Source organism: Klebsiella sp. P1CD1 (genome assembly GCF_003790505.1).
Classification (GTDB): Bacteria; Pseudomonadota; Gammaproteobacteria; order Enterobacterales; family Enterobacteriaceae; genus Klebsiella; species Klebsiella variicola.
This window is the reverse complement of record NZ_CP033631.1, coordinates 5,096,397-5,117,323: the sequence shown is the minus strand read 5'-3', so window position 1 is coordinate 5,117,323 and position 20,927 is coordinate 5,096,397. Positions and strand designations below refer to the sequence as shown.

At 60.0% G+C, this 20,927-nt stretch carries 15 protein-coding genes; 7 read left to right on the top strand and 8 right to left on the bottom strand.

The annotated features are described in order from the left end of the window. The first annotated feature begins 2 nt into the window (after positions 1–2). On the top strand, positions 3–425 hold the full coding sequence (rraB, locus tag DTA24_RS25260; protein WP_008807126.1) for a ribonuclease E inhibitor RraB: 423 nt from the start codon (positions 3–5) through the stop codon (positions 423–425). 49 nt (positions 426–474) lie between these two features. Then, positions 475–1,239 carry a tRNA isopentenyl-2-thiomethyl-A-37 hydroxylase MiaE gene (gene miaE, locus DTA24_RS25255; protein ID WP_008807125.1) on the top strand — a complete coding sequence of 255 codons (765 nt, stop codon included), beginning with the start codon at positions 475–477 and terminating at the stop codon, positions 1,237–1,239. 283 nt (positions 1,240–1,522) lie between these two features. Here the strand turns inward: miaE and DTA24_RS25250 are convergent, their stop codons facing one another. The 4 genes from DTA24_RS25250 to pepA form a co-directional block, all read right to left on the bottom strand. Beyond that, on the bottom strand, positions 1,523–2,026 hold the full coding sequence (locus tag DTA24_RS25250) for a GNAT family N-acetyltransferase (protein ID WP_008807124.1): 504 nt from the start codon (positions 2,024–2,026) through the stop codon (positions 1,523–1,525). A gap of 121 nt (positions 2,027–2,147) precedes the next feature. After that, complete coding sequence (locus DTA24_RS25245; RefSeq protein WP_032736732.1) at positions 2,148–5,003, bottom strand: valine--tRNA ligase; 2,856 nt, start codon at positions 5,001–5,003, stop codon at positions 2,148–2,150. Continuing rightward, complete coding sequence (gene holC, locus DTA24_RS25240) at positions 5,003–5,446, bottom strand: DNA polymerase III subunit chi (RefSeq protein ID WP_008807122.1); 444 nt, start codon at positions 5,444–5,446, stop codon at positions 5,003–5,005. The genes DTA24_RS25245 and holC overlap by 1 nt, the downstream gene beginning before the upstream one ends. Positions 5,447–5,567: 121 nt before the next feature. Next, positions 5,568–7,079, bottom strand: a complete 1,512-nt coding sequence (gene pepA / locus DTA24_RS25235; protein ID WP_008807121.1) for a leucyl aminopeptidase — start codon at positions 7,077–7,079, stop codon at positions 5,568–5,570. A gap of 389 nt (positions 7,080–7,468) precedes the next feature. Between pepA and lptF the strand changes: the two genes are divergently transcribed. After that, positions 7,469–8,566, top strand: a complete 1,098-nt coding sequence (lptF, locus tag DTA24_RS25225; protein WP_012969078.1) for an LPS export ABC transporter permease LptF — start codon at positions 7,469–7,471, stop codon at positions 8,564–8,566. Then, entirely contained in the window at positions 8,566–9,648 is a 1,083-nt protein-coding gene (lptG, locus tag DTA24_RS25220; RefSeq protein ID WP_008807120.1) for an LPS export ABC transporter permease LptG, read from the top strand. The genes lptF and lptG overlap by 1 nt, the downstream gene beginning before the upstream one ends. Positions 9,649–9,700: 52 nt before the next feature. Here the strand turns inward: lptG and DTA24_RS25215 are convergent, their stop codons facing one another. Next, entirely contained in the window at positions 9,701–11,203 is a 1,503-nt protein-coding gene (locus tag DTA24_RS25215) for a helicase HerA-like C-terminal domain-containing protein (protein ID WP_008807119.1), read from the bottom strand. 98 nt (positions 11,204–11,301) lie between these two features. After that, on the bottom strand, positions 11,302–12,123 hold the full coding sequence (locus tag DTA24_RS25210; protein WP_008807118.1) for a TIM barrel protein: 822 nt from the start codon (positions 12,121–12,123) through the stop codon (positions 11,302–11,304). Between the two features lie 352 nt (positions 12,124–12,475). On the opposite strand from DTA24_RS25210, the gene DTA24_RS25205 reads away from it, so the two are divergent. Next, positions 12,476–13,981: a CoA-acylating methylmalonate-semialdehyde dehydrogenase gene (locus DTA24_RS25205; protein ID WP_004146794.1), complete on the top strand. Its 1,506-nt coding sequence runs from the start codon at positions 12,476–12,478 to the stop codon at positions 13,979–13,981. Between the two features lie 18 nt (positions 13,982–13,999). Then, positions 14,000–14,809, top strand: a complete 810-nt coding sequence (gene iolB, locus DTA24_RS25200) for a 5-deoxy-glucuronate isomerase (RefSeq protein WP_022065407.1) — start codon at positions 14,000–14,002, stop codon at positions 14,807–14,809. A 725-nt stretch (positions 14,810–15,534) separates the two neighbouring features. Here the strand turns inward: iolB and DTA24_RS25190 are convergent. Further along, positions 15,535–16,392 (bottom strand): MurR/RpiR family transcriptional regulator, encoded by an 858-nt coding sequence (locus tag DTA24_RS25190; RefSeq protein WP_004206536.1) that lies wholly within the window; start codon positions 16,390–16,392, stop codon positions 15,535–15,537. A 151-nt stretch (positions 16,393–16,543) separates the two neighbouring features. Next, entirely contained in the window at positions 16,544–18,457 is a 1,914-nt protein-coding gene (locus DTA24_RS25185; protein ID WP_012543073.1) for a bifunctional 5-dehydro-2-deoxygluconokinase/5-dehydro-2-deoxyphosphogluconate aldolase, read from the bottom strand. Between the two features lie 505 nt (positions 18,458–18,962). On the opposite strand from DTA24_RS25185, the gene iolD reads away from it, so the two are divergent. Next, on the top strand, positions 18,963–20,903 hold the full coding sequence (gene iolD / locus DTA24_RS25180; RefSeq protein WP_008807115.1) for a 3D-(3,5/4)-trihydroxycyclohexane-1,2-dione acylhydrolase (decyclizing): 1,941 nt from the start codon (positions 18,963–18,965) through the stop codon (positions 20,901–20,903). Positions 20,904–20,927: the final 24 nt, after the last annotated feature.

The window sequence follows — 20,927 nt, the reverse complement described above, 5'->3', positions numbered from 1 at the left end:
CCATGGCAAACCCGGAACACCTGGAAGAACAGCGTGAAGAGACGCGTCTGATTATCGAAGAGCTGCTGGAGGATGGCAGCGATCCGGACGCACTGTACACGATTGAGCATCACCTCTCTGCAGACGATTTCGAAACGCTGGAGAAAGTGGCGGTGGAAGCGTTCAAGCTGGGCTATGAAGTGACCGAGCCCGAAGAGCTGGAAGTGGAAGAGGGTGACATGGTCATCTGCTGCGATATTCTCAGCGAATGCGCGCTGAACGCAGACCTGATCGATGCCCAGGTGGAACAGCTGATGACGCTGGCAGAAAAATATGACGTCGAGTATGACGGTTGGGGTACCTATTATGAGGACCCGAACGGTGAAGAAGACGGCGACGATGACGAAGATTTTGTCGATGAAGACGACGATGGTGTTCGCCACTAAGCTGCAGATGGATACGGCGGCGCCTGCCGCCGTATAGCAAGGAACTTCCATGGATTACCCGCAGATACTCTCCCCGATTATCAACTTCCTGCACTGCCCGACACCGCAGGCGTGGATTGATGAAGCCCGCAAGCCGGAAAACCTGCCGCTGCTGCTGACCGACCATATGGTGTGCGAACTGAAAGCGGCGCAGAACGCCATGCTGCTGGTGCGTCGCTACGTCGCGGATAAAGCCGACGCCGACGAGCTGCTGGCCTGCCTGAAGCCGTATGAAGACTTCACCTACCGCTGGGGGCCGGAGCCGGATTTCGTCGCCCTGCATAAGCGGATCAACAAAAGCGCCATGCCGCAGACCGACGACCCGTGGGGCCGCCAGTTGCTGGACAGCATGATTTTGCTGATTAAAGAGGAACTACATCACTTCTGGCAGGTGCGGGAGATGATGCTGGCGCGTGATATTCCCTACGTCAAAATCACCGCCAGCAACTATGCCCGCGGCATGCGGCGGGAGGTGCGTTCGCACGAACCGGTGATGCTGATCGATAAGTTGATCTGCGGGGCCTATATCGAGGCCCGCTCCTGCGAACGCTTTGCGGCGCTGGCGCCGTGGCTGGACGACGATCTGCAGAAGTTTTATCTGTCGCTGCTGCGCTCTGAAGCGCGTCACTATCAGGACTATCTGGATCTGGCGCAGAAGATTGCCGGAGACGATATTAGCGAGCGGGTGCGCCAGCTCGGCGAGGCGGAAGCGGCGCTGATCCTCAGGCCGGAGGCCGAGTTCCGCTTTCACAGCGGTGTGCCGGTAGCGGCGTAACCCTCGGTATTCGGGCCCTGTAGCCCCGGTAGCCACTAACACCGGCAGTTTCAGTAGCCATGGGGAGAGAGATAGCGTTGAGAGCTTCAGCCCGCAATGGTATGGGCCGTAGGTCGGGTAAGGCGTTAGCCGCCACCCAACAAAAAAACGGCACCGGGAGCACGGGTAAGGTGCAAGGGGTTCCATCCGGGACATACCCCGGCTTGCGCTACCCTCAGCCGGGCTACCGAACTGTAGCCCCGGTAAGCGCAGCGCTACCGGGGACGCCTGCGATATCGAGGCGCTACAGCGTTTTCAGCATCCGCACTTCACAGTCAACGTGGCCGGTGCAACCCAGCGGCCCGTCAATGTGCTCAAAGCCGAGATGTTCATATAAGCCGATCGCCTCCGTCAGGAAGGCGGTAGTTTCCAGATAGCAGCGTTTAAAGCCCTGCTCGCGGGCGTAGTCCAGCGCCAGCAGCGCCAGCTTCTTCGCCAGCCCCTGACCGCGCGCGCTGGTCATAAAATACATTTTCTGTAACTCGCAGATATCCGGCTCGCTGCAGGCGAGCGGCGCGACGCCGCCGCCGCCAACCACTTCGCCCTCTTTCTCCACCACCCAATAGGCAGAGCCTGGCTGGCTGTACAGCTCATACAGTTCATCGAGATTCGGGTCGGCGACCGTATAGCCTTTATCGGCGGTCAGGCCATATTCAGCCGAGACCTGGCGGATGACCCTGGCGATGGCGGCATTGTCTGCCGCCGTAATGCGACGCAGCAACGTCGCCGCGGGGACGCTCGTATTCATACAATGACTCATTACCCAAAAAAGACGAATGATGATGTTAATAACATCGCGACAGGGGAAAGCGCAAGCGAGGATGTTTCATAAAAAAACGCCCCTTGCCGGGTGGCAAGGGGCGGGAGGATCACAGCGCGGCGATCACCGCCTGCTGCTCAATCAGCTTCGCTTTCGCTTCCGCGTAGCCTTCCAGCTTCTCGCGCTCTTTAGCGATCACCGCTTCCGGCGCGCGGGCGACAAAACCTTCATTGGACAGCTTGCTTTCGATGCGGCCAATTTCACCTTCGATTTTGGCCACTTCTTTCGCCAGACGCGCCAGCTCATCTTCTTTATTGATGAGGCCCGCCATCGGGATCAGCAGCTCGGCACCGTCGATAATCTTGGTCACGGAGACCGGACCTTTATCATCGGCAGGCAGCACGGTAATGCTTTCCAGACGCGCCAGGTTCAGCAGGAAGCTGCGGTTGTCGTTCACACGACGCTCGGCCTCTTTGCTGCAGCCGCGCAGCAGCAGTTCCAGCGGTTTGCCCGGGGCGATGTTCATTTCCGCACGGATGTTACGCACGGCGACGATCGCCTGTTTCAGCCATTCGGTATCGGCCAGCGCCGCGTCATCGACCTGAGAAGCATCGTACTGCGGGAACGGCTGCAGCATGATGGTGTCGGCGGTGATACCGCAGATCGCTTTCACGCGCTGCCAGATGGTCTCGGTGATGAACGGAATGATCGGATGCGCCAGGCGCAGCAGACCTTCCAGCACGGTCACCAGCGTATGACGCGTCCCGCGCAGCTCCGCTTCGCTGCCACCGTTCATCACCGGCTTGGTCAGCTCCAGGTACCAGTCGCAGAACTGGTTCCAGGTGAACTCGTACAGGATGCCGGCGGCGATATCGAAGCGGAAGTTATCCAGCGCTTCGCGATACGCTTTCACGGTGTGGTTGAATTCTGCGAGGATCCAGCGGTCGGCCAGGGAGAGCACCATTTCGCCGCCGTTGAAGCCACAATCCTGATCTTCGGTATTCATCAGTACGAAGCGGCTGGCGTTCCACAGCTTGTTACAGAAGTTACGGTAGCCTTCCAGACGCTTCATATCCCAGTTGATGTCGCGGCCGGTAGAGGCCAGCGCTGCCAGGGTGAAACGCAGGGCGTCGGTGCCGTGCGGCTCAATGCCGTTCGGGAACTGTTTCTCGGTGCGCTTACGGATTTTCTCCGCCAGCTGCGGCTGCATCATGTTGCCGGTACGTTTCTCCAGCAGCTCCGGCAGGGTGATGCCGTCAACCATATCCAGCGGGTCGATAACGTTACCCTTGGATTTGGACATCTTCTGGCCTTCGTCATCGCGGATCAGACCGGTCATGTAGACGGTCTTAAACGGTACCTGCGGCTTGCCGTTTTCATCTTTGATGAAGTGCATGGTCATCATGATCATGCGGGCGATCCAGAAGAAGATGATGTCGAAGCCGGACACCATCACGCTGGTCGGGTGGAACTGACGCAGGGCGTCGGTGTTTTCCGGCCAGCCGAGGGTGGAGAAGGTCCACAGCGCGGAGGAGAACCAGGTATCGAGAACGTCTTCATCCTGACGCAGGGCAACGTCGGCGCTCAGGTTGTTTTCCTGACGCACTTCGTCTTCGCTACGGCCCACGTAGACGTTGCCGTCGTTGTCATACCATGCCGGGATGCGGTGACCCCACCACAGCTGACGGGAGATACACCAGTCCTGAATATCGCGCATCCAGGAGAAGTACATGTTTTCGTACTGCTTCGGCACGAACTGAATGTCGCCATTCTCAACGGCTTCCACCGCCGGCTTGGCCAGCACGTCCGCACGCACGTACCACTGGTCGGTGAGCATCGGTTCGATAACCACGCCGCCGCGATCGCCGTAAGGGACGGTCAGATCGTGCGGTTTGATCTCTTCCAGCAGGCCGAGGGCGTCAACCGCCGCAACGACGGCTTTACGCGCCGCGAAGCGTTCCAGTTTCTGGAACTCCGCCGGGATCTCGCTGGAGTAGACGTCGGATTCATTGCCTTTGGTGTCGTAGACTTCCGCGCTTTCGCGGATGTCGCCGTCAAAGGTCAGGATGTTGATCATCGGCAGCTGATGACGACGACCCACTTCGTAGTCGTTAAAGTCGTGCGCCGGGGTGATCTTCACGCAGCCGGTGCCTTTTTCCATGTCGGCGTGTTCGTCGCCCACGATCGGGATGCGACGGTTAACCAGCGGCAGCACCACGAATTTGCCAATCAAATCTTTGTAACGCGGATCTTCCGGGTTAACGGCCACGCCGGTATCGCCAAGCAGGGTTTCCGGACGGGTGGTGGCGACCACCAGGTAATCTTTACCGTCAGCGGTTTTCGCGCCATCGGCCAGCGGGTAGCGGATGTGCCACATGGAACCTTTCGATTCGCGGTTTTCCACTTCGAGGTCGGAAATGGCGGTGCGCAGTTTCGGGTCCCAGTTAACCAGGCGTTTACCGCGGTAGATCAGATCTTCTTTGTACAGGCGAACAAAGACTTCTTTCACGGCATTGGAAAGCCCCTCGTCCATGGTGAAGCGCTCGCGCTCCCAGTCCACGGAGTTGCCGAGGCGGCGCATCTGGCGGGTAATGGTGCCGCCGGATTCCGCTTTCCACTGCCAGATTTTGTCGATGAAGGCATCGCGGCCGTAGTCGTGACGGGTTTTCCCTTCTTCCGCGGCAATCTTTCGCTCAACCACCATCTGGGTGGCGATACCCGCGTGGTCGGTACCGGCCTGCCACAGGGTGTTTTTGCCCTGCATGCGCTGGTAGCGAATCATGGTATCCATGATGGTTTGCTGGAAGGCATGACCCATATGCAAACTGCCGGTGACGTTCGGCGGCGGGATCATGATGCAGAAGCTCTCCTGGCTTTCATCACCATTCGGTTTGAAATAGCCCTGCTTTTCCCAGTGCTCGTAAAGCGGCTGTTCGATATCTTGTGGGTTGTATGTCTTTTCCATTATTTCCAGGTTGCCGTGTTCAGGTTGAAACCAGCCATGCGGTACGCTTTATAGCGTTCGCGCGCCAGTTGTTTCAGATTTTCTTCGTAAGGGACAAAGTCTATCACTTCTGTGAAAGCGGTGGCAAAATCTGCAAAGTTAAGCCGCAGACTGATCAGAATGTCCCGCGGGCTGCTGTTGCGTTTCTGCGGCCAGGCAATCTCCACCGGCGCGCCGCCTCTCGGGCCTTCGCCCGCCAGATTATGCGGCACAAAGCTCTCCGGCGGCCGCGACCACAGCGCCTCGTCGAGGCGAATCGCCTGCTGCTCATCTTCACAGGCGATCAGGACGCGCTTGCCGTTGCGCCAACGTTCTGCGGCAATGTCACACACCAGCTGCTCGACGGCGCTCAGGCCTTCGACGGTGTTTTCGTTGTCCAGAAGGTAGAACGTTGCATTCTTCATATATGGGGCTTCTTGTCGTGGATTTAAATGCAAAGCCGGGTGGCGCTACGCTTACCCGGCCTACAAACGGCATCTTTCCGTAGGCCCGGTAAGCGTAGCGCCACCGGGCAACAGACGGCAATCACTCTTCGCCGTTAAAACCCGCACGATTGAGCAGGAACTGCGACAGCAGGGCGACCGGACGACCGGTGGCGCCTTTGGCCTTACCGGAACGCCAGGCGGTACCGGCGATGTCGAGGTGCGCCCAGTTGTACTTACGGGTAAAGCGCGACAGGAAGCAGCCGGCGGTAATTGCGCCGCCAGGACGACCGCCGATGTTCGCCATATCGGCAAAGTTGGACTCCAGCTGATCCTGGAACTCGTCGGCCAGCGGCAGACGCCAGGCGCGGTCGCCCGCCAGTTCGGAGGCGCCGATCAGCTCATGAGCCAGCGGGTTATGGTTCGACATCAGGCCGGTGATGTGATGGCCGAGGGCAATCACGCAGGCGCCGGTCAGTGTCGCGACGTCGATAACCGCTTCCGGTTCGAAACGCTCAACGTAGGTCAGGACGTCGCACAGCACCAGGCGGCCTTCGGCGTCGGTGTTCAGGACTTCCACCGTCTGGCCGGACATGGTGGTCAGGACGTCACCCGGACGATAGGCGCGACCGCCAGGCATGTTTTCACAGCCCGCCAGCACGCCGATGACGTTCAGCGGCAGCTGCAGCTCGGCAACCATCCGCATCACGCCGTACACCGCCGCGGCGCCGCACATGTCGTACTTCATCTCGTCCATGCCTTCGGCAGGCTTGATGGAGATGCCGCCAGAGTCGAAGGTCAGGCCTTTACCGACCAGCACGATAGGGCGCGCGTCCTCAGACGGGTTGCCTTTATACTCGATGACCGACATCAGCGACTCGTTCTGCGAGCCGTTGCCGACGGCGAGATAGGAGTTCATCCCCAGCTCGCGCATCTGCTGTTCGCCGATCACGCGGGTAATGACGTTCTTGCTGTAGGTATCGGCCAGTTGACGCGCCTGGGAAGCCAGATAGGCGGCGTTACAGATGTTCGGCGGCATGTTGCCAAGATCTTTCGCCGCTTTGATGCCGGCGGCGATCGCCAGGCCATGCTGAATGGCGCGTTCGCCGCTGGTCAGCTCGCGACGGGTCGGCACGTTAAAGACCATTTTACGCAGCGGGCGACGCGGCTCGCTTTTGTTGGTCTTCAACTGATCGAAGCTGTACAGCGTCTCTTTGGCGGTTTCAACGGCCTGGCGAACTTTCCAGTAGTTGTTGCGGCCCTTGACGTGCAGCTCGGTCAGGAAGCAGACGGCTTCCATTGAACCGGTATCATTCAGGGTATTGATGGTTTTCTGGATGACCTGCTTATACTGACGTTCATCCAGCTCGCGCTCTTTGCCGCAGCCAATCAGCAGAATGCGCTCAGACAGAATGTTTGGCACATGGTGCAGCAATAACGTCTGGCCAGGTTTGCCTTCCAGCTCGCCGCGACGCAGCAGGGCGCTGATGTAGCCGTCGCTGATTTTATCGAGTTGTTCGGCGATGGGGGAGAGGCGACGTGGTTCAAAGACGCCGACCACGATACAGGCGCTCCGTTGCTTCTCCGGGCTACCGCTTTTTACACTGAACTCCATGCACTATGCTCCTGAATCTTAAAGACAACAGTGGTGGCTACGGCTATACTCGTCGCCTTTCAAGTTGCAGATGCGCCGGCTGCGCCTGCTTACCTGATGCGGGCCTAACGCGCGCGCCAGGGGTCACAGCCCTGCTGCCTTCTTACAACTCGAAATCCATTGAGTATATAATTGCAAGCTTTCGTAACTCATGTCCGCTGTTGCGGTGACTTCGTGTTAATCTTAACGTTATTAAGGCCTGGGTTCGTCAGAAAAGATCCTGACATGCAGAACCGATGAGTCATTTAATCTTAGCGATGTTTTCAACGACCAAAGAGAATAAATGACGTTTAAGCCATGAAACAAGCAATTTTCCTGCAATAAAACGGGTTTTTACGGGCGTATTTATAGTGATAATCATAAGATATCTGGTTCGTGAGACGCTGAAAAGCCAGTTGGCGATCCTATTCATCCTGTTACTGATTTTCTTTTGTCAGAAATTAGTCAGGATCCTCGGCGCCGCGGTGGATGGCGATATCCCAACCAATCTGGTGCTCTCGCTGTTGGGGCTCGGCATCCCGGAGATGGCGCAGCTTATCCTGCCGTTAAGTTTGTTCCTCGGCCTGCTAATGACCCTGGGCAAGCTGTACACCGAAAGTGAAATTACGGTGATGCACGCCTGCGGTCTGAGCAAAGCCGTGCTGATCAAGGCGGCGATGATCCTCGCGCTGTTCACCGGCGCGGTGGCGGCGGTCAACGTCATGTGGGCGGGGCCGTGGTCGTCGCGCCATCAGGACGAAGTGCTGGCCGAAGCCAAAGCCAACCCCGGCATGGCGGCGCTGGCCCAGGGCCAGTTCCAGCAGGCCAGCGATGGTAACGCGGTGATGTTTATCGAGAGCGTCAACGGCAACCGCTTCCATGACGTCTTCCTTGCCCAGCTGCGTCCGAAAGGCAATGCGCGCCCCTCGGTGGTGGTGGCGGATTCCGGCGAGCTGTCGCAGCAGAAAGACGGCTCGCAGGTGGTGACCCTCAACAAGGGCACCCGCTTTGAAGGCACCGCGATGCTGCGCGATTTCCGCATTACCGACTTCAATAACTATCAGGCCATTATCGGCCACCAGGCAGTGACCTCCGATCCGGACGACACCGAACAGATGGATATGCGCACTCTGTGGCAGACCCATACCGACCGCGCCCGTGCCGAACTGCACTGGCGCTTCACGCTGGTGGCGACCGTCTTCATTATGGCGCTGATGGTGGTGCCGCTCAGCGTGGTGAACCCGCGTCAGGGGCGCGTGCTGTCGATGCTGCCGGCGATGCTGCTTTACCTGGTGTTCTTCCTGCTGCAAACGTCGATTAAGTCGAACGGCGGCAAAGGCAAAATGGACCCGGCTATCTGGATGTGGGCGATTAACCTGCTCTATTTTGCGCTGGCGGTGCTGTTAAACCTGTGGGACACGGTGCCGATGCGCCGCTTCCGCGCCCGTTTTAATAAAGGAGCGGCCTGATGCAGGCGTTTGGCGTACTTGACCGTTATATCGGTAAGACGATTTTCAACACCATCATGATGACCCTGTTCATGCTGGTGTCGCTCTCCGGCATTATCAAGTTTGTCGATCAGCTGAAAAAGTCCGGGCAGGGTAGTTACGATGCACTGGGCGCTGGCCTCTACACCATCCTCAGCGTGCCGAAGGACATCCAGATCTTCTTCCCGATGGCGGCGCTGCTTGGCGCGTTGCTGGGGCTGGGGATGCTGGCCCAACGCAGCGAGCTGGTGGTGATGCAGGCATCCGGTTTCACCCGGCTGCAGGTGGCGCTGGCGGTAATGAAAACTGCGATCCCGCTGGTGCTGCTGACCATGGCGATCGGCGAGTGGGTGGCGCCCCAGGGCGAGCAAATGGCGCGCAACTACCGCGCCCAGCAGATGTACGGCGGTTCGCTGCTGTCGACTCAGCAAGGGTTGTGGGCGAAAGATGGCCACAACTTTGTCTATATCGAACGCGTGAAAGGCAACGATGAGCTGGGGGGCGTCAGCATCTATGCCTTCAATCCGGAGCGTCGTTTAGAGTCGGTGCGCTATGCCGCCTCGGCAAAGTTCGATAGTGAAAATAAAGTGTGGCGCCTGTCGCAGGTGGATGAATCCAACCTGACCGATCCAAAGCAGGTGACCGGGTCGCAGATGGTGAGCGGCACCTGGAAAACCAACCTCACGCCGGATAAGCTCGGCGTGGTTGCCCTGGATCCGGATGCGCTGTCGATCAGCGGTCTGCACAACTATGTGAAATACCTGAAGTCCAGCGGCCAGGATCCGGGACGCTACCAGCTCAATATGTGGAGCAAAATCTTCCAGCCGCTGTCGGTGGCGGTGATGATGCTGATGGCGCTGTCGTTTATCTTTGGTCCGCTGCGTAGCGTGCCGATGGGCGTGCGGGTGGTGACGGGGATTAGCTTCGGCTTTATCTTCTACGTACTGGATCAGATTTTCGGCCCGCTGACCCTGGTCTACGGCATCCCGCCGATCATCGGCGCGCTGTTGCCGAGCGCCAGCTTCTTCCTGATAAGCCTCTGGCTGATGATGCGCAAGGCCTAGCGGGTTAAGCCCGGAACGTATAAGCCCCCTCAACGATGAGGGGGCTTTTTTTTTAGCGCTTGCGTCCGCCCAGCAGGCTGCCCAGCATGCCGCGGACGATCTGATTGGTGACCTGGCGAACCGCGCTTTTCGCCGCGGTCTGCACGATACCGTCGCGTTTGCCGCCGCGCGGGCCGGTGCTGCCGAACAGAATATCTTTCAGGCCGCCGAGTAGCCCATCGTCATCGCCGCTCTGCTGGCCCTTCGCCGGCGGAGCCGACTGCTGCCCGGTGGCGACCTGCACCCCTTGCTGCAGCATCTCAAAGGCCGACTCGCGGTCCACCTCCTCCTCATACTTGCCGTACAGCGGCGAGTGATTCAGCAGGCCATTGCGCTCGTCATCACTGACCGGACCCATTCGCGAGCAGGGGGCGATAACCATCGCCCGCTCGACCACCGACGGACTGCCTTTCTCATCGAGGAAGGAGATCAGCGCCTCGCCGGTGCCCAGCTCCTGGATCGCCTGCTCGGTACTGAAGGCCGGATTGGCGCGCATGGTCTGGGCGGCGGTTTTCACCGCCTTCTGGTCCTTCGGCGTAAAGGCGCGCAGGGCATGCTGCACGCGGTTGCCCAGTTGGCCGAGCACGGCGTCGGGAATATCCGCCGGGTTCTGCGAGACAAAGTAGACGCCGACGCCCTTGGAGCGGATGAGGCGGATCACCTGTTCGATTTTATCCAGCAGCACCTGCGGCGCGTCGTTGAACAGCAGATGCGCCTCATCGAAGAAGAACACCAGCTTCGGTTTTTCGAGGTCGCCAGCTTCCGGCAGGCGCTCGTAGAGTTCGGAGAGCATCCACAGCAGGCTGGCGGCATAGAGCTTCGGCATCTGGTAGAGTTTTTCGGCGCTGAGGATATTGATCACCCCTTTACCACTGGCATCGACGCGCATCCAGTCGGCAATATCCAGCATCGGCTCGCCGAAGAAGTGCTCGGCGCCCTGCTGCTCCAGGGTTAACAGCCCGCGCTGGATGGCGCCGATCGAGGCGCTGCTGATATTGCCGTACTGATTCTGGAACGCTTTGGCGTTGTCGCCGATAAACTGGGTGATGGCGCGGAGATCTTTGAAGTCGAGCAGCAGCAGGCCGCGGTCGTCCGCGATGCGAAAAATAATGTTCAGCACGCCGCTCTGCACCTCGTTGAGATTGAGCAGGCGCGCCAGCAGCAGGGGGCCAAGATCGGAGACCGTCGCCCGAACCGGGTGACCCTTCTCGCCAAAGATATCCCAGAGCACCACCGGGTTGGCGTGCGGCTCCCAGTCGCTGACGCCGATCTTCTCCAGCCGCGCCTGCAGTTTCTCTGAGCTCTGCCCCGCGGCGGCAATGCCGGTCAGGTCGCCCTTGACGTCCGCCATAAATACCGGCACGCCAATCTCCGAGAACGACTCAGCCAGCTTTTGCAGGGTGACGGTTTTACCGGTGCCGGTCGCACCGGTGATCAGCCCATGGCGGTTGGCCATCGCGGGCAGCAAATACAGCGCGTTATCCAGCGTGCGCGCAATCAACAAGGGTGAGCTCATGATCGATTCCTCCATTTATCCTGCGACGATTATAGGCAACCTCGTCGTCCGGCGTTGGGAAAATCGTCACGCGCCGCGCACGCTGTCCAGAGCAGGCTTCAGGCGCAGTGGCGCTGGATAAGCGCGATGCTCTGCTCAATTTCGCGCTCGATATCCGCTTCGCTCCACTGCGCCAGCTCAGGTGCGAAGGGTTCAAAAGCGTATACCCCTTGATAGCCGCGGGCTTCCAGCGCTTTAACCTGCTCGCAGGTGCCGAGACGATCCTGCGGGGTCAGCATGATGCGCTCGGCATCGGTGAGCTGCTCGCTCGGACGGGTATCGTCCACCCCGGAGAGGTGCACCAGACCGATGTCCGCCACCTCCACCTGGCTGAACTCGTCCGCCGCCTGCGGGTAGAGATGGTGATGGAAGGTGTCGATCAGCAGCTTAAACGGCACGCGGGCGTCGTGGATCAGCGTCTGCGCCTGGAGTGCCGAACGCAGCGAGCTTTGCGGGAAGCCCAGCGGCTCCACCAGGCCGTGGATGCCGTAGAAGGCGAACAGTGGCGCCAGGTCGCGCAGGGCGCTCAGGGTTTCGCTGGCCGGCACTTCGCTGCCGTCGTTGAGCGGACAGAGCACCAGCGATTTGGCGCCGATGGCCTGGGCCTCTTTCAGCAGCGATTCGGTCAGCTGCCGCACCTCTTCGCTACGACGGTTAAAGGGGTAGACTGCGTTAATCGTCAGGATCTCGATGTGGTAGCGCGCCGCCAGCTCGCGCACCTGCTGATGGCTCAGATCGTCGGTCACTTTTCCGCTGGGTAAATCGTTGCGTAGCTCAACCTTATTCAGGCCCAGACGGTTCACCAGACGGAAAAACGCTTCAATGCTGAGCGCTGGCGCGATTTTGCGGTTAATACAAAAACGTTGCATTGCGATGGCCATAGGACACTCCTGACGGAAGAGGGGGTAGGTTCGTTCAATTGGCTAACAGTCAAAACGTTTATTCCAAAATTAGCAAGAATGGAAATGATGAATGTTTGAGCTGTCTCGCAAAATATCACCGGCCCCGACTGCGGGAGCGACAGCAGCAGGAAGCCGGGCGTCTTGAGGCGACGAGGCGGGATGCGGGAAGCACACAGGCAATCCGTCGGCGCAAAATGCGACTGTTATCACCAAAATGAAATTTCATTTCACGACAATGTTGAAATATAAATTTCATTTTACTACGGTTATAGCACAGCAGAATCAGCGACGGGCCGGTGTGCGCTGGCCCCCTTCACTATGAGGTGAGAACATGACGATCACAGGAAACTTTATTGGCGGGAAAACCGTTATTAGCAGCAGCAACGAAACGATGCCGGTATACGACCCGGCGACGGGCAAAGCGGTGCGCGAAGTCACGGTGTCAACCGCGCAGGAAGTCTCCGAGGCGATTCAGGTTGCTCGCGATGCGTTTGACAGCTGGTCCCGTACCACGCCGCTGCGCCGCGCCCGCGTGCTGTTCAACTTCAAAATGTTGCTGGAGCAGCACGTGGAAGAGCTGGCGGGGATCATCGTCAGCGAGCACGGCAAAGTGTGGTCGGATGCGCTGGGCGAGCTGACCCGCGGCATGGAAGTGGTCGAATTCGCCTGCGGGATCCCGCACCTGATTAAAGGCGAATACTCCTCTGACGTCGGCACCGGCGTCGACAGCTATTCGCTGATGCAGCCCCTGGGCGTAGTGGCCGGGATCACCCCGTTCAACTTCCCGGCGATGGTGCCGATGTGGATGTTCCCGCTGGCGCTGGCCTGCGGCAACAGTTTCGTCCTCAAGCCGCCGGCGCTGGCGCCGACGGCCGCCGTGCGTCTGGCAGAGCTGCTGAAAGAGGCCGGTCTGCCGGACGGCGTGTTTAACGTCGTGCACTGCAGCAATGAAGATGCTGAGCAGCTGTACACTGACCCGCGTATTGCGGCGGTGAGCTTCGTCGGCTCCTCCGGCGTGGCGGAGTATATCTACAAGACCGCCAGCGCCCACGGCAAGCGCGTACAGGCCTTCGGCGCCGCCAAGAACCACGCGATTGTGATGCCGGATGCCGATCTCGACGCCACCGTTAACGCCATTATGGGCGGCGCTTTTGGCTCCGCAGGCGAGCGCTGCATGGCGCTGCCGGTGGTGGTGGCGGTGGGAGATGAAACCGCCGACAAACTGATCGCCCGCCTGAAGCCGCTGGTGGAAGCGCTGAAAGTAGGCCCGGGCTGCATGCGCGGCCAGGAAGAGAACGAGATGGGACCGGTGGTGTCTGATACCCACCAGAAAAAAGTGCTCGGCTATATTGATAAAGGCGAAAGCGAAGGGGCAAAACTGGTGGTCGATGGCCGCAAACTGCGCGTGCCGGGTTACGACGCGGGCTATTATGTCGGCGGCACCCTGTTCGATCACGTCACCCCGGAGATGACCATCTGGCGCGAAGAGATCTTTGGCCCAGTGCTGGGGATTGTGCGCGCGGCGGACTATGACAGCGCCCTTGAGCTGGTCAACAGCCACGAGTTTGGCAACGGCAGCGCCGTTTTCACCAGCAACGGCCACACCGCGCGTGAATTCGTCCACGACGTGCAGGCGGGGATGGTTGGGGTGAACGTGCCGGTCCCGGTGCCGATGGCGTTCCACAGCTTCGGCGGCTGGAAGCGCTCGGTGTTTGGCGCGTTGAACGTCCACGGGCCGGACGGCGTGCGCTTCTACACGCGCATGAAGACCGCCACCGTACGCTGGCCGGCAGGGCAGCAGACCGTATCTGAATTCAGCATGCCGACATTAGGTTAATCGGCGAAGGAGAGCGCCATGTCGTTACTGGCTAAATCGCGAAAAGAGGGACAGATCCAGCATATTACGCCGCAAAGCGCCGGTTGGCGCTATATCGGCTTTGATGTCTGGATGTTGAAAAAAGGGCAGACTGTGACGCTGGAGAGCGGCGATCGCGAGCTGTGCCTGGTGCTGGTCGCCGGGCTGGCATCGGTGAAAACGCAGCATGCCGATTTCCCGAATCTCGGTAAACGGATGTCGCCGTTTGAACGCACCCCGCCGTGGTCGGTCTACGTCCCGCCGCAGGATAAAGTCGAGGTAACCGCCGATTCCGATCTGGAGCTGGCGGTATGCAGCGCGCCGGGCAAAGGCCGCTTCCCGGCACGCCTCATTCGGCCGGAAGACGTCGGCGTAGAGCATCGCGGGAAAGGGCGCAACCAGCGCCGGGTGCATAATATTCTGCCGGACAGCGCCGAGGCGGACTGCCTGCTGGTGGTGGAAGTGTACACCGACGAGGGGGCCACCAGTTCGTGGCCATCGCATAAGCATGATACCGCCCTACCGGGCAAAGAGACGCAGCTGGAAGAGACCTACTATCACCGCTTCGATCCGCCGCAGGGCTTTGCCTTCCAGCGAGTCTACACCGACGACCGTAGCCTGGACGCCTGTATGGCGCCCTACAACCACGACGTGGTGATGGTGCCGCGTGGTTACCACCCGGTGGCGGCGATTGCCGGTTACGACAGCTACTATCTGAACGTGATGGCCGGGCCGGATCGGAAATGGTTGTTCACCTGGGAAGATGACCACGCCTGGATCAACACGCCGGAGTACCCGCGCCACGACTGACGCGCCGTGCAGAAGCGGATAAAAAAGGCCGGTTAGCGATGCTAACCGGCCTTCTTGTTTGAGGGCGGCAGGTGTTTTTTAGCGAAACGCTCCGCGGAATCCCACTCCCCGACCCCGCAAGCTCCGGCGCCATACCCGCCTTTGTGCCGGATGGCGCTACGCTTATCCGGCCTACGGTTCGTGCGACCTGCCGTTAATTTATTCACCATTCTTGCTGAAACTGCCGGTGCTGACGGCCTCAAAATCGCTGAGACGTTCCCGGAAGGCCGGGGCAGCCCGCATGGATGCGGGCTGAGGGCCGTGTTTTGCAGGGATGCTGCCTCGGCCCGACCCGAAGCCTGCAGGGATAAGTCGAAGGTACCACGCAGTGGCGATTTTGCTGGCCGGAGCCCGGGGGGACAGGGGGCGGCGGCGACTGGCCGCCCCCTGTGCGCTCCCTGCGCCATGAGTGACATAACGCAGACGATTAACCGGGAGCGCAATGTGCGTTGAAATCACATGCGACAAACGCTTTTCCCGGATTAATAAAGTTGCATACCAATAACATTATCTCTGGCACCCCGCAGGCGCATATACCTTAGGCCCGGCAAGCGCAGCGCCGCCGGGCAGTCAGGCACCGTACCCGTGGCTGTGCCGGATGGCGGCATAAATGCCTTATCCGGCCTACGAGATCCTCCCGCAGGCTTATACAACTCCGCCGGGTCACAAACGCCAGGCGACTTATCTCACGCCTTCTGCTTGGCCTCGGACTCCTGACTGCTGTTCAGCGCCAGCGAAACCGCCAGCGTCTGGGCCAGACACAGGGAAGCAACCTGCGAGCGGAAGCCATCCACCTGCGCTTCACGCACCACAAAGCAGACATCGCTGAAGGCCGCCAGCGGGCTGACCTGGCTGTCGGTAATGGCGATCTGCCGCGCTTTGCGCTGCGCGCCCAGCTCCACCAGCTCGACCACTTCCCGGGCGTACGGCGAGAAGCTCACCGCCACCACCACGTCTTTCGGGCCGACCAGACTCAGCTGCTCGGTGAACATGCCGCCGAGGCCGTCGATCAGAAAGGCTTTGCGATCGAGGTGGCGCAGCGCATAGGTCAGATAGGAGGCGACGCTGAACGACCGGCGCAGGCCAATGACGTAGATATTTTCCGCTTCGCCCAGCAGGGCCACCGCGCGCTCCAGCTCATCGCTGGAGGTCTGCATCGCCAGCTGCTGCAGCGCCTGGTTGTTCACCATCGTGAACATATTGAGGATTTCCGTCGGCGTTTCCGGCGGGCTGGACTCATCGCTGGTAGTCTGGCGGAACAGACGGGCGCGCTCGGTATAGTTGGCGGTCTCTTCCATCAAATGTTGCTTGAACATCTGTTTCATTTCGTTAAAGCCGCTAAAGCCGAAGGCGTTGGCAAAACGAATCAACGTGGAAGGGGGAACATCCGCCTGTTGCGCAATGGAGGCCACGGTATCGAAAGCCACGCTATTGCTGTTATCAAGGATATAGCGGGCGACCTGTTTCAGGCGTTTGCTTAACGTATCGTAGCGACGCCTGATTTCATCCTGCAGGATGGTCAGCTGTGTTGGGTTATTGGCCATAGAGTGCGCTCTGAGAAAATGGAAGGAATATGGCTTCCAGTGTACCAAATGAAGCGAATTTTTCATTTATTGCGACGAAATACGCGATTCATTTCACGAAGAAACAGAAAAACGCCCGCTCCGCAAGGTGACGGAGACGGGCGTCGGGGGATCAGCGGCGGGCTTCGCGCCAGTAGCCAATAAGCGTCAGGTAGTTGCGTTTCACTTCCTCTATCAGGGCCTCATCGCTGAGCTCACCCTGCATCCAGCGCCGCGACGGCAGGCCAAAGATGGTGCGCCCAACGGCGAAACCTTTGATCATCGGGTGTGCGGCCGCCTCGGCGAAACCGGCGCGCAGTTTGTCGGAAGGCGCGTCGAGGCCGAGGATCAGGATCCCGCGGCTCCACGGATCTTCGCGCTCGATAAGGGCGGTGATCTGCTGCCAGCTGGCGCTGGAGAGCGGCGGCAGCTTCCACCAGTCCGGCTTGATCCCCAGCTGATAGAAGTGTTCCAGCATGGTGTGGTAATGGCGCTCGTCTTTGTCCGGGCCATTTTCCGGCAGGATCACCTCCAGCAGCAGCTCATGGCCTGACTTGTTACAGGCCTGCCACACCTCGAGCAGCAGGGCGTCCTGCTCTTCACGCAGCGCCGCCGGGTCGGCAGGATGATAGAAGACCAGGCATTTGACGACATGCTCCAGCGGCCAGTCGATCAGCTGCGAGCCGATGTTGCCATGCTCCAGACGCAGCGGTCGCGAGCTGGGCAGCTCGATGGGGCGGCCGATCCACCAGCCCTTGCCGGTAATGGCGTTCAGCGCACGCTGGCCATAGGTGCCGTCGGCCAGAATGCCGCTGCGCTGATCGAGACCCGCCTCCTGCGCCGCCGCTTCGGCCGCGGCTAACAACAACAGCTTGAGCTGCGGAATGCAGGCTTCATCGCGCCCGGTCTCCCGTGCCAGGTCGGCCAGCTGTTTGCGATGGTCGAAGGCGAAAATGCACAGCTCCGGCCACTGCTGACGGCGGCTGGTGACCCGGTGCAGGTGGTTGAGGCGCTCGTCGACGTCCGGGCGCGGCACCGATTCGGCACGCAGCAGGTAGTCATCGAGTTCGACTTTGGTCGGCATCGCCGGCGCGCAGCCGTGGCGGGAAACCACCAGCGCGCCGCAGGCGTTGGCGTAACGGCAAGCCTGCTCCCAGCCTTCGTCGTTGAGCCAGCCGCGCAGCAGGCCCGACATAAAGGCATCCCCGGCGCCCAGCACGTTGAGAACCTCCACGCGCACGCCCTGCTGCAGCGGCACCTGGTCCCAGCTGTCCGGGATGTCGCCTTCCAGCACCACGCAGCCCATCGGCCCGCGCTTGCAGACGAGGGTGGCTTTGGTGGCATTGCGCACATTTTTCAGCGCGGTCAGGGTATCGGTGCTGCCCCCGGCAATATGAAACTCTTCTTCGGTTCCCACCACCAAATCGAACAGATGCAGCACTTCCTGCAGCTGGCTGGTGACCGGCCCGGACTCAATGAAACGGGTTTCGCCATCGCCGAGCGAGGTGAGCCCCCACAGCACCGGACGGTAATCGATATCCAGTGCGGTACGCAGGCCGTGACGACGAGCGTATTCCAGCGCCTTCAGCACCGCGGCGCGGGTGTTGGCGTGCGACAGGTGGGTGCCAGTCACCGCCAGCGCCCGGGAGGAGGCAATATACTCCTCGCTAATGTCGTCAGGCGTTAAGGCCATATCGGCGCAGTTATCGCGGTAGAAAATCAGAGGGAAGGTCTCCTGATCCTTAATCCCCAGCATCACCAGCGCGGTCAGGCGAGATTTGTCGGTAATCAGATACTCGGTATCCACCCCGGCGCGGTTGAGCGTTTCACGCAGGAAACGGCCGTTGTGTTCATCGCCAACGCGCGCCAGCATGGCCGATTTCAGCCCCTGAATCGCGGTGCCAAAGGCCACGTTGCCGGAGGAGCCGCCCAGATATTTCGCGAAACTGGCAACGTCTTCTAGCCGCGAACCGATCTGCTGGGCATAGAGGTCGACGGCCACCCGACCTATACAGATGACGTCGAGCCGCTTTACTGCTGCATTCATAGCTAGGATTTCCTTTTTGGTGTCTGCTGCCTGGAAGGGTCGGGATCCCGACGTCGACTCCGTGAACAGCCTGAGGGTTATTGGTTACCCTTAGTTTGAGAAATAAATATTTCATTTGCAAACTCGTTCGAAATTAAAAAACCAAAAGTGTGAGGGATCTACCACTCTGCCGCACTGAGCCTCGCGTGAGCGTGGATCGGCCCCTCTGTCGCCCCAGGGGAAAATGAAACGCCGGAAGCGGTTTCTTTACCTATGATTTTTAAGGGGATATTGTCGTGTTGCGCGGCAAAAACGGGTCCGAAAACGTGTCAGGAATGTAAGTGAAACGTATGAAATGGGTAGAGAGTTTGATCCCTCTCGCAAAATGAAATATTTCTTCTGTATTTGTATTTAATGAAAAAAATGTTTGCCTATAATCCACAGGTATTCCAGTGACGTGAACGACGGCCCCGGCGGCATCGGCGCGACGCCACACACAAATACTGAACAATAAGGATTGTGCATCATGGGCAAACTGAGACTGACAACGGCGCAGGCGCTGGTGAAGTTCCTCGATAACCAGTACCTGGAAGTGGATGGCGTAGAGCTGAAATTCGTGAAAGGCATTTTCGCGATTTTCGGCCATGGCAACGTCCTGGGGCTGGGGCAGGCGCTGGAGCAGGACAGCGGCGATATGCGCGTCTATCAGGGGCGTAACGAGCAGGGGATGGCCCACGCGGCCACCGGTTTTGCCCGCCAGGCCCTGCGCCGGCAGATTATCGCCTGCACCTCCTCCATCGGTCCGGGAGCGGCCAACATGATCACCGCCGCCGGCACCGCCAGCGCCAACCGCATTCCGCTGCTGTTGCTGCCGGGCGATGTCTTCGCCACCCGCCAGCCGGACCCGGTGCTCCAGCAGATTGAACAGAGCTACGATCTCAGCATCAGCACCAATGACGCTTTCCGCGCAGTCAGCAAATACTGGGACCGTATTACCCGCCCGGAACAGCTGATGAGCGCCTGCATCAACGCCATGCGCGTCCTGACCGACCCGGCGGAAACCGGCGCGGTGACGCTGTGCCTGCCGCAGGATGTGCAGGGCGAAGCCTGGGACTACCCGGAATCCTTCTTTGCGCGCCGCGTGCACCGTCTCGACCGCCGCCCGGCCAGCGCCGCGCAGCTGGCGGACGCCGTCGCGGCCATCAAAGCCAGCCGTAAACCGCTGATCGTCTGCGGCGGTGGGGTGAAATACTCCGGCGCGGGCGAAGCGCTGTCCCGTTTCGCCGAGCGCTACGGGGTGCCCTTCGCCGAAACCCAGGCCGGGAAGGGGACGGTGGTCTCGTCTCACCCCCTGAACGTCGGTGGCGTCGGCGAGACGGGCTGCCTGGCGGCGAACCTGCTGGCGAAAGAGGCCGACCTGGTGATCGGCGTCGGCACCCGTTTCAGCGATTTTACCACCGCCTCGAAATGGATTTTCCAGCACCCGGAGGTGCGTTTCCTGAATATTAACGTCAGCAACTTCGACGCCTGGAAGCTGGACGGCATTGCCATGCTGGCGGACGCCCGGGAAGCGATGACCGCCCTCGACGCGGGGCTGGCGGACAGCGGCTGGCAGGCCGGCTGGGGCGCGCAGATCGAGAGCGTGCAGAGCCGTCAGTTAAAAGAGACCCAGCGCGTCTACCAGGCGGTGTGGCAGGAAAAATCCTTTGTGCCGGAGATCGACGATCATCTCGATCGCGAATCGGTGTATCGCGAGTTCCGCCAGATCACCGACTCCACCCTGACCCAGAGCAGCGTCCTTGGGGTACTGAATGAAACGCTGCCGGCCGAGGCGGTGATCGTCGCGGCGGCGGGCAGCCTGCCCGGCGATCTGCAGCGCGTCTGGCGCAACCGCGCGGAAAACACCTACCACGTGGAGTACGGCTACTCCTGCATGGGATACGAAGTCAACGCGGCGCTGGGCGTGAAGCTGGCGCAGCCGCAGAGCGAAGTCTACTCCCTGGTCGGCGATGGCTCCTTCATGATGCTGCACTCTGAGCTGGTCACCTCCCTGCAGGAGCGGGCGAAGATCAACGTCGTGCTGTTCGACAACATGGCCAACGGCTGCATCAACAACCTGCAGATGGAACATGGGATGGACAGCTTCGGCACCGAGTTCCGCTACCGCCAGCCGGAAACCGGCCAGCTGCAGGGCGGCCTGGTGCCGGTGGACTTCGCCACCATCGCCGCCGGCTACGGCTGCAAAACCTGGCGCGTCACCACCCTGGACGAACTGCGCCACGCGCTGGACGCCGCCCGTCGCGAAACGGTCAGCACCCTGATTGATATTAAAGTGCTGCCGAAGACCATGGTGCACAAATACGGCAGCTGGTGGAACGTCGGAGTCGCCCAGACGGCGCTCTCTGAGCGGATCCGCAAGGTGGCGCAAATGATTAATGAAAAGCGCGCCCAGGCGCGTGATTACTAAAACGAACCTCTACCCTGAATCCTA

Bases quoted from the DNA above. Each gene is read 5' to 3' on its own strand.
- rraB (WP_008807126.1), top strand. From the start codon at position 3: ATGGCAAACCCGGAACACCTGGAAGAACAGCGTGAAGAGACGCGTCTG.
- miaE (WP_008807125.1), top strand. From the start codon at position 475: ATGGATTACCCGCAGATACTCTCCCCGATTATCAACTTCCTGCACTGC.
- DTA24_RS25250 (WP_008807124.1), bottom strand. From the start codon at position 2,026: ATGAATACGAGCGTCCCCGCGGCGACGTTGCTGCGTCGCATTACGGCG.
- DTA24_RS25245 (WP_032736732.1), bottom strand. From the start codon at position 5,003: ATGGAAAAGACATACAACCCACAAGATATCGAACAGCCGCTTTACGAG.
- holC (WP_008807122.1), bottom strand. From the start codon at position 5,446: ATGAAGAATGCAACGTTCTACCTTCTGGACAACGAAAACACCGTCGAA.
- pepA (WP_008807121.1), bottom strand. From the start codon at position 7,079: ATGGAGTTCAGTGTAAAAAGCGGTAGCCCGGAGAAGCAACGGAGCGCC.
- lptG (WP_008807120.1), top strand. From the start codon at position 8,566: ATGCAGGCGTTTGGCGTACTTGACCGTTATATCGGTAAGACGATTTTC.
- DTA24_RS25215 (WP_008807119.1), bottom strand. From the start codon at position 11,203: ATGAGCTCACCCTTGTTGATTGCGCGCACGCTGGATAACGCGCTGTAT.
- DTA24_RS25210 (WP_008807118.1), bottom strand. From the start codon at position 12,123: ATGGCCATCGCAATGCAACGTTTTTGTATTAACCGCAAAATCGCGCCA.
- DTA24_RS25205 (WP_004146794.1), top strand. From the start codon at position 12,476: ATGACGATCACAGGAAACTTTATTGGCGGGAAAACCGTTATTAGCAGC.
- iolB (WP_022065407.1), top strand. From the start codon at position 14,000: ATGTCGTTACTGGCTAAATCGCGAAAAGAGGGACAGATCCAGCATATT.
- DTA24_RS25190 (WP_004206536.1), bottom strand. From the start codon at position 16,392: ATGGCCAATAACCCAACACAGCTGACCATCCTGCAGGATGAAATCAGG.
- DTA24_RS25185 (WP_012543073.1), bottom strand. From the start codon at position 18,457: ATGAATGCAGCAGTAAAGCGGCTCGACGTCATCTGTATAGGTCGGGTG.
- iolD (WP_008807115.1), top strand. From the start codon at position 18,963: ATGGGCAAACTGAGACTGACAACGGCGCAGGCGCTGGTGAAGTTCCTC.